This window comes from Achromobacter semiaridum, assembly GCF_053543755.1.
In genome coordinates, this window is record NZ_JBLVOL010000109.1 from 10,433 (window position 1) to 18,662 (window position 8,230).

General features: G+C 65.5%; 8 protein-coding genes, 1 pseudogene and 1 riboswitch. Of the genes and pseudogenes, 3 read left to right on the forward strand and 6 right to left on the reverse strand.

Annotated features, from left to right (window positions below; all coding sequences use genetic code 11):
* The coding region (locus ACNPP0_RS24040) for a LysR family transcriptional regulator (RefSeq protein ID WP_448707217.1) at positions 1-893 on the reverse strand (893 nt) is incomplete at its 3' end.
* 149 nt (positions 894-1,042) lie between these two features.
* On the opposite strand from ACNPP0_RS24040, the gene ACNPP0_RS24045 reads away from it, so the two are divergent.
* Positions 1,043-1,474, forward strand: a complete 432-nt coding sequence (locus ACNPP0_RS24045; RefSeq protein WP_046806579.1) for a VOC family protein — start codon at positions 1,043-1,045, stop codon at positions 1,472-1,474.
* 87 nt (positions 1,475-1,561) lie between these two features.
* Here the strand turns inward: ACNPP0_RS24045 and ACNPP0_RS24050 are convergent, their stop codons facing one another.
* The gene (locus ACNPP0_RS24050) at positions 1,562-2,260 is read right to left on the reverse strand and encodes a GntR family transcriptional regulator (RefSeq protein WP_332612407.1); all 699 of its coding nucleotides are present in this window, start codon (positions 2,258-2,260) and stop codon (positions 1,562-1,564) included.
* Positions 2,261-2,398: 138 nt separating this feature from the next.
* Positions 2,399-3,037 (reverse strand): trimeric intracellular cation channel family protein, encoded by a 639-nt coding sequence (locus tag ACNPP0_RS24055; protein WP_046806581.1) that lies wholly within the window; start codon positions 3,035-3,037, stop codon positions 2,399-2,401.
* A 235-nt stretch (positions 3,038-3,272) separates the two neighbouring features.
* Here ACNPP0_RS24055 and ACNPP0_RS24060 point away from each other — a divergent pair, with 235 nt between their 5' ends.
* Positions 3,273-4,142: a universal stress protein gene (locus ACNPP0_RS24060; protein WP_332612409.1), complete on the forward strand. Its 870-nt coding sequence runs from the start codon at positions 3,273-3,275 to the stop codon at positions 4,140-4,142.
* Positions 4,143-4,214: 72 nt separating this feature from the next.
* Here ACNPP0_RS24060 and ACNPP0_RS24065 read toward each other — a convergent pair whose 3' ends face one another.
* From ACNPP0_RS24065 to metX, 3 genes are all read right to left on the reverse strand, one after another.
* Positions 4,215-5,525: a muropeptide transporter gene (locus ACNPP0_RS24065; RefSeq protein WP_332612410.1), complete on the reverse strand. Its 1,311-nt coding sequence runs from the start codon at positions 5,523-5,525 to the stop codon at positions 4,215-4,217.
* Positions 5,526-5,572: 47 nt separating this feature from the next.
* Positions 5,573-6,187, reverse strand: coding sequence for a methionine biosynthesis protein MetW (metW, locus tag ACNPP0_RS24070; protein ID WP_332612412.1), 615 nt, complete (start codon positions 6,185-6,187; stop codon positions 5,573-5,575).
* The gene (metX, locus tag ACNPP0_RS24075; protein WP_332612413.1) at positions 6,184-7,458 is read right to left on the reverse strand and encodes a homoserine O-succinyltransferase MetX; all 1,275 of its coding nucleotides are present in this window, start codon (positions 7,456-7,458) and stop codon (positions 6,184-6,186) included. The genes metW and metX overlap by 4 nt, the downstream gene beginning before the upstream one ends.
* A riboswitch (SAM riboswitch) is annotated at positions 7,448-7,529 on the reverse strand. Its footprint overlaps the gene before it by 11 nt.
* A gap of 150 nt (positions 7,530-7,679) precedes the next feature.
* Here metX and ACNPP0_RS24080 point away from each other — a divergent pair.
* Positions 7,680-8,230, forward strand: a pseudogene (locus ACNPP0_RS24080) (Ldh family oxidoreductase); the annotation flags it as partial.

The following is an 8,230-nucleotide window of genomic DNA, read 5'->3' on the forward strand; positions in this document are numbered from 1 at the left end:
TGTGGCTGTGGCTGTGGCTGTGGCTGTGTTTCGGTCTGCGCCGCCGCAACCAGGCATTCCGCCATTTTCTCGCGCACGCTGCCATTGTCGAACGGCAGGCGGCCGATGATGCCGATATCCCGGTGAAACGCGTGCTCTCCCAAGGGCACCAGCCGCAAGCCCGCCAGATCCAGCCCACGCAATTGCGGCAACAGCGCCACGCCCAGCCCGTGCCGCACCAGGTTGGCGATGGCGTCTATTTCATCCAGCTCGACGGCCTCGTGTACGTTGATGCGATGTTTCTTTAGAAAAATATCCACCACGCGCCCGCCGAACGACGCCCGGTCGTAGCGAATGAACGGCTGGGTGGCCAGCACATCGCGCCAGGGCGCCAGCGGCATGGCCTGGGGCATGGCCAGCACCACGGGCTCGCTCAGCAGCCGCTGCCAACCCAGCTCGGGCGGCAAGGCGAAGGGCGGACGGATCAGCACCGCCATGTCGACCTCACCCGCGTCCACCTGCCCCAGCAGGGACAGCGACACGCCGGGCACGATGCGCACTCGCACATCGGGATACACCGCGCGAAAGCGGCCCAGCGCGTCCACCAGCAAATCGTGCTGCACCGAGGCGATGGCGCCAATGCGCAATGACCCGCTGACCTGCCCCGCCCCCGCTGTGGTGACCAGGCGTTCGGCCATGGCCACCAGTTCTTCGGCCTGCGGCAACATTTCGCGGCCATGGGCGTTCAGCACGGCCGCACGCGCACCCCGATCGAATAACGCCACCCCCAAATATTCCTCCAGCCGCTTGATCTGGGCGCTGACGGCGGACTGCGTCAGCCCCAGGTGCGTGCCGGCGCCGGTGAAGGTGCCATCCCGTGCGACGGCGATGAAGGTCTTGAATTCCTTGATCATGAACAATCAATTTTTTTGGGCCTAAGACACAAAAAATATCGTTTTTCAATCAAAAAAACAATACCTAAACTAGGCGCTGGTGCTAAACACAGCACGCTGCACCCTGCGGGATCCGCAGTCCGACCTTTTTGAATGACCCCGGAGTTTTCATGACCGCCCAAACCAACCTGCCGCCGTTCCACCTGGCCTTTCCGGTCCGCGACCTGGCCGAAGCCCGCGCCTTCTACGGCGAAAAACTGGGCTGTCCGGAAGGCCGTAGCTCGCCCGAATGGATCGACTTCAACTTTTACGGCCACCAGATCGTTGCCCACCTGGCCCCCAGCGAATGCGGCCACAACGCGACCAGCGCCGTGGATTCGCACAACGTGCCGGTCCGCCATTTTGGTGCGGTGTTGTCGATGGAACAGTGGGAAGCCATGTCCAAGCGCCTGATCGACGCGGGCACGGAATTCGTCATCGAGCCGTACATCCGCTTCAAGGGCGAAGTCGGCGAACAAGCCACGATGTTCTTCCTGGATCCGTCGGGCAACGCCCTGGAATTCAAGGCGTTCAAGAACATGGATTCGCTGTTCGCCAAGTAATCCGAACGCACGCGCGGGGCCGGCCTGACAGGCTGGTTGCCGCGCGCCAGGGCAAGCGGGCGCCTGCCCGCCGTGACCGGGATGCGGCTACGCGCGGTATCGCGGGTTTGCCTCGAGCGCGGCCTGTTCGGCGGCTTCGAGATACGCCTGGACAATGCTGGGCAGCACTTCGTGCACGTAGGTGCGCGTCAGCTGGGCCGCGCGGTCCACGTCGCGGTTGGCCAGCGCCAGCGTGATGCCGTGTGTGTACGACTGGATGGCGTGGTCTTCCATCGAGCGCCGGGCCAGCAGGAATCGCAGCGGCTCGACTTGTTCGTAAAGCTTGCTCAACATGCTGGTCAGCGGCGTGTTGCCGGTGTAGCGGGCGCAAGCCAGATAGAACTCGCTCGCGGCGGCGATGCAGGCGCGCGCGTCTTGCTTGGCCATCGACGCGGCAATAGCCTCGTCGTAGCTGCGCAGTTCGGCCACCAGCGGCGCCAGGTCGTCCATGTCGGCCAGCTGCCGCAGGCAATAGGCTTCAAGTTCGGCGCGCAACCCGTACAGATGCCGGATCTGCGTTTCGGTATAGAGCGTGGCGCGAAAGCCCTTGCGTTGAATATGCGTGACCAGGCCGCTCAGTTCCAACAGCCGCAGGGCTTCGCGGATGGGGCTGCGGCTGGTGCCGAACCGCTGCTCAAGCTCTTGCTCGCGCAAGGGCTGGCCGGGCCGGATAGTGCCGTCCACTATCAAGTCACGAATCTGTTCCTGCAGGAAATACGGAATCGTGGCGGGCGCTTTAACGTCCAATCGGCTCCCCTTGAACTGCCCGAGGCATGTGTTGAGAGACCGAAAGATACTAGAAATTTATTGAAACACAAATAAGAAAATTGTTGCAGAGGGCCGGCGCGGCCCCCGGCAAGTAAAACGGGGAGCGCTGCGGCAAGCTCAGTCCCAGTCGTCGCGATACACGAACTTGGGCATCTGCCAGTTAAAGCGCAATGCCAGCAGCCGCAAGGCCAGACCGGCGGCCAGCGCCAGCGGCACGGCCGCGTTGGCCGACAGGCCCAACGACTGCCCGCCCAGATACAGCGCCCCCGTCACCACGGACACGCTGGCGTAAAGCTCCTTGCGAAACAGCAGCGGCACCTCGTTGCAGAGCACGTCGCGCAGCACCCCGCCCGCGCAGCCGGTGATCATGCCGCTGATCAGCACGACCGTGATCGGCAACTGCATCATCTGCGCCACCTGGCAGCCGATCACGGTGAACGCCACCAGCCCCAGCGCGTCAGCCAGCAGGAACAGGCTGCGCAAGCGCCGCATCACCGGCGCGATCAAGGCCGTCAGAATCGCCGCGCCGCCGGTCATCCACAGGTATTCCGGGTGGATGACCCAGGTAAGCGGGTAATGCCCCAGCAAGACGTCGCGCAGCGATCCGCCGCCCAGCGCCGTCACGCACGCAATGATGCACACCCCCATCCAGTCCATGTCGCGGCGCCCGGCCGACAACGCCGCGGTCATGGCCTCGGCCACGATGGCGACCAGGTACAACGTGTGCAGCAACAAGGGGGAAATGTCGGAAAGCATGGGGGAATAATCAAGAAAGCCGGTGATGGAACCCGCCCATTGTATTGAGCCTGACCCGGCGCAAGCGGCCATTGCGGCTCTGGACCTCATCGCTTACGCTGGACCGTGCGTTGATATCGATCAATCCCCAGTCCGCGTCGCGGCGAGACAATGGGGCATTGCCCCCGCAAGGGAGGTACCTGCCAGGCTGGCGGACGCGGGAGTCGCCACTCTGGCTACAACCGGGAGATAACGTATGACACAGCAAATCGGCCCCATCCTGTTGGCCACGGACCTGAGCGCGCGCGGCGATCGCGCCCTGGACCGCGCCTTGCAGCTGACCAAGGAACTGGGCACCAAACTGATCGTGTTGCACGTCATGGAAAACCATGCCACGTCGGCGCGCCTGACCACCCCGGTCTGGCGGCGGTTGTCCAGCGACCACAAGGCGCTGGCCGAACGCGAGCTGGCGGAGGATCTGGCCGCGGCCGATGTCCCCACCGAAGTGGTGGTGGTGTCCGGTGATCCGCTGGCGCACATCACCGAAACCGCGGACAGTTTCGGCTGCTCGCTGATCGTCACCGGCACTGCCCGCGACGAAACGCTGGGCCGGCTGCTGTTGGGAACCACCGTCGAAAAACTGGTGCGCCAGGCGCGCCAGCCGGTGCTGGTGGTCAAGACCCGGCCGCGTCGGCCGTATCGCGACGTGCTGGTCGCCACCGACTTTTCCGATGGCTCGCGCCATGCGTTGCGCGCGGCGCTGCAATTGGCGCCCAACGCCAACCTGACGCTGTTCCACGCCTACGACGTGCCGTTTCAGGGCAAGAACACGCCTGAAGACGCCGTCTCGCGCAGCTTTCACCAGGAAGCCGAGCAAAGCGCGCGGGAATTCACGGCCAGCACGCCGGAACTGGCGGGGCTGACGCCGCCCAAGGTGGTGCTGGAAGCCGGCCAGCCCGAAACGGTCTTGTCGGAATATTCCTTCCACCATCGCTCTGACTTGGTCGTGACCGGCACGCACGGCCGCACGGGCATCCTGCGCACCGCCATCGGCAGCGTGGCCGAACGCCTGCTGGAATCGTTGCCCAGCGACGTGCTGATCGTCCGCCTGCACGACGAAGACTGACGCAAACGCGCGGTCGACAATAAAAAGGCGGCGCCTGGTGCGCCGCCTTTTTTATGCGCCGAGCCCCCGCCCTCAGGCCTGTTCGCCCTGCTTTTCCATCGTGTCGATCGTGCCGCGCAGCCTATGCAGCAGCACGAGCCCCGGCAGCGCGATCAGCACCGTCAGCAGGAAAAACCCCGGCCAGTCCAGGCGCTCGACCAGCGGCGGAGTCAGGGGCCCCGCCAGATAGGTACGGCCGACGGCCGACAGCGCCGACAGCAATGCAAACTGGGTGGCCGAAAACCGGCGTTGGCACAGCGCCATCAACAAGCCCACGAACGAAGCCGTCCCCAGCCCGCCGCACAGGTTTTCAATGCCCACGCCGGCAGCCATCAGCGACAGATTCTTGGGGCTGACCGCAATCAGCCAATACGCCAGGTTCGACACCGCCTGCAACAGCCCGAAGGCCATCAGCGACCGATACAAGCCCCAACGCGCCATCAGCGACCCGCCCGCCAGCGCCCCCACGATGGTGGCCGCCAGGCCCAGCACCTTGTTCACGGTGCCGACCTCGGTCGGCGTGAAGCCCGCGCCCCGGATCAGGAAGGTGGTGGACAGCGCGCCCGCGAACGCGTCGCCCAGCTTGTACAGCACGATCAGCAGCAGGATCGCCAGCGCGCCACGCCGCGTGAAGAATTCGTGCAGGGGTTCGCCAATGGCCGCGCCCAACGTGCGGGGCGCGTGGGCGACGTGCTCGGGTTCGGGCGCCAGCAGCGTGGCCACGGCGCACAGCAGCATCAGCGCGCCCATCAGCACATAGGTGTAGCCCCAGCCGATCCATTGGTCCGCCAGGATCAGCGCCAGCCCACCGGATGCGATCATCGCCAGCCGGTAGCCCATCACCTTCACGGCGGCGCCCGCGCCCCGTTCTTCCTTGCGCAGCACGTCCGTGCAATAGGCGTCGAACGCGATGTCCTGCGTGGCGGACAAGAAAGCGACCACCACCGCCAGCAAGGCCAGCGGCATCAAGGCGCTGGACGGCGACAGCGCGCCCATCGCCATGATGGTGATGGCCAGCAACAGCTGCGTTACCAGCATCCAGCCGCGCCGCCGGCCGAGCAGCGGCGGCACATAGCGGTCTACGAAGGGAGCCCACAGAAACTTGAGGGTGTAGGCGGTGCCCACCAGCGTAAGAAAACCGATTTCCTGCAGCGGCACGTTTTCGACGGTGGCCCAGGCCTGCAAGGTACCGCCGGTCAGCGCCAAGGGCAGCCCGCTGGCAAAGCCCAGGACCAGCAAGGGGGCCACGCGGGGGCTGGTATAGACGTTGGATACAGCGGTGATGACGGTCTCCTGAAACGCGCCGCACGGCGCAACAGGCGTTGCGTCGCGGGCTTGCGGCATTTTAGGGCCTGTTGCCGCGCGCCGTCAGGAGGATCGGTGTCGGAATGTCAGGGCGTGGCAAAACGGTACACCGCGAGCGTGCTGCGCCAGCTGGGAAAGAGCTTGACCTCGTGGCCCTCGTTGAACGTGGCGCGTTCAAGAATGCGCAGATTCAGTTCGCCGGCCAGTTGTTCGAAGTCGCGCAGGGTGCACAGGTGGATGTTCGGCGTGTTGTACCACTGATAAGGCATCTGACCGGTGACCGGCATGCGCCCACGCAAGATGGCCCAACCGTGCGGCCAGTAGCCGAAGTTGGGAAACGACACGATGCCGTGACGCGCCACGCGGGCCATTTCACGCAGGATGTGTTCGGTGCGGTGCATGGACTGCAAGGTCTGCGACAGCACCACCGTATCGAACTGTTTGTCGTCAAACAGCGCCAGCCCGTCTTCCAGGTTCTGCTGGATGACTTCCACCCCGCGCCGCACGCACGCGATCACGCAGGTGTCGTCGAGCTCAACGCCCGCGCCGCGCACCTGACGGTGGTCGCGCAAGTGCGCCAGCAGCGCGCCGTCGCCGCAGCCCAGGTCCAGGACGCGGCTGCCGGGTTCGATCCAGCCGGCGATGCGCGCCAGGTCAGGCCGCAGTGCGGCATGGGCATAGCGGGGGCTTACGGGATTCATTCGGAGCGTCCTTCGGTCTGCGCGGCGTCGGGGGTCAGGCCGAGTTCGCGCGCGATGCGTTCGTAGTAGCCACGGACCACCGCGTGATAGCGGGCGTCTTCCAGCAGGAAGGCGTCGTGCCCGTGCGGCGCATCGATTTCGGCGTAGGTGACGGGGCTGGCGTTCTTGAGCAGCGCGCGCACGATTTCGCGTGAACGCTCGGGCGGGAAGCGCCAATCGGTCGAAAACGACACCAGCAGGAAGTCGGCCTTGGCAGGCGCCAGCGCGCGCGCCAGGTCGCCGCCCGTGGTGCGGGCCGGGTCGAAATAATCTAGCGCGCGCGTGATCAGCAGATAGGTATTGGCGTCGAAATAACGGGTGAACTTCTCGCCCTGATAACGCAGGTAAGACTCCACTTCGAATTCGACGTCGTAGCCGTAATGGTAGGCGCCGTTCTCGGCCGGCGCACGTTGGGCGCGGCCGAATTTCTCGGCCATGTCGTCATCGGACAGGTAGGTGATGTGGCCGATCATGCGCGCCACCGACAAGCCCCGGCGCGGCACCGTGTCTTCGGCGTAGTAGTCGCCGCCGTGGAAGTCCGGGTCGGTGATGATGGCGCGGCGCGCCACTTCGTTAAAGCCGATATTCTGCGCCGACAAACGCGGCGTGCTGGCAATCACCACGCAGTTGGCCACGCGGTCGGGCAAGGTGATGGCCCAGCTGAGCGCCTGCATGCCGCCCAGCGATCCGCCCATCACGGCGGCAAAGCGTTCGATGCCGAAGTGGTCGGCCACGCGGGCCTGGGCGCGCACCCAGTCTTCTACCGTCAGCACCGGAAACGCCGCGCCCCAGGGCTTGCCCGTGGCCGGATTGATGCTGGCCGGCCCGGTCGAACCGAAGCACGAGCCCAGGTTGTTGACGCCGATGACGAAGTAGATATTGGTGTCCACCGGCTTGCCGGGCCCGACCATGTTGTCCCACCAACCCACATCGCCGGGGTTGTCGGCCGCTTGCCCGGCGACGTGGTGCGACGCGTTCAGCGCGTGGCAGATCAGCACGGCGTTGGTGCGCTGCGCATTGAGCGTGCCGTAGGTTTCCACGGCAAGTTCGTAGGCCGCCAGCGACTGGCCGCTGAGCAACGGCAGCGGTTCATCGAAGTGGATGAAGATGGGTGCGACCAGGCCGACGGAACCGGGATCAACGGTGTCGGAAGTCGTGACGGTGGCGGGAACAAACCCGCTGGCCGGATCAGCGGCCAGAGCACCGGCCAAATGTTGGGCAGGAGTGGTCATACGGACCTCTTTAGCTGGATTTATTGGAAGGCGCCCGCAAGCGGATCAGGCAAATCGGCGCCGAAATATGGATGCTGCATTGGGTGCAGCGACAGGAATTCTAGCATTGCCGGCAGATGCTGCAAGGGCGCCGGCCTGGTGCGAAAATGCGTTTTATCGGCGACATCCCCTTCCCGGCTTTTTTGCGCGGGCGCGTGAATCGCCCCTCTGACAGGAAGGATATGGCTCACATCTATCTGGACGAACTGCAACACCTGGCCGCCGCCGCGCTGGCCGCCGCGGGCGCCAACCCGGCCATGGCCGACAGCACCGCGCGCGCCCTGGTTTTCGCGGAAAGCCAGGGCATCAGCTCGCACGGCCTGTCGCGCGTGCCGTTCTACGCGGGGCATTTGCGCGCGGGGCGCGCCATCGGCTCGGCCGTGCCGCGCATCGTGCACGAACGCGGCGGCGCGGCGCTGATCGACGCGGGTTCGGGGCTGGCGTTTCCAGCCTGCGCGATGGCCGTCGAACAAGCGGCGCGGCGCGCCCGCGAACACGGCATCGCCTTCATCGGCGTGGCCAACAGCCACCATTTTGGCGAAGCGGCCTACCACCTGGAAGCACTGGCGGACGCCGGTCTGGTGGCGTTGGCGTTGAGCAATTCGCCGGCGGCCATGCCCGCCTGGGGCGGTAAGCGGCCGCTGTTCGGCACCAACCCCATCGCCGCCATCTTCCCCCGCCGCAATGGCGCCCGCCTGGTCATCGACCTGTCGCTGTCGCAAGTGGCGGGGGG

Excerpts from the sequence above, each read along its gene's own strand:
- metX (WP_332612413.1), bottom strand. The coding sequence starts at position 7,458 with ATGACCACTCCTGCCCAACATTTGGCCGGTGCTCTGGCCGCTGATCCG.
- ACNPP0_RS24045 (WP_046806579.1), top strand. The coding sequence starts at position 1,043 with ATGACCGCCCAAACCAACCTGCCGCCGTTCCACCTGGCCTTTCCGGTC.
- ACNPP0_RS24065 (WP_332612410.1), bottom strand. The coding sequence starts at position 5,525 with ATGCCGCAAGCCCGCGACGCAACGCCTGTTGCGCCGTGCGGCGCGTTT.
- metW (WP_332612412.1), bottom strand. The coding sequence starts at position 6,187 with ATGAATCCCGTAAGCCCCCGCTATGCCCATGCCGCACTGCGGCCTGAC.
- ACNPP0_RS24060 (WP_332612409.1), top strand. The coding sequence starts at position 3,273 with ATGACACAGCAAATCGGCCCCATCCTGTTGGCCACGGACCTGAGCGCG.
- ACNPP0_RS24055 (WP_046806581.1), bottom strand. The coding sequence starts at position 3,037 with ATGCTTTCCGACATTTCCCCCTTGTTGCTGCACACGTTGTACCTGGTC.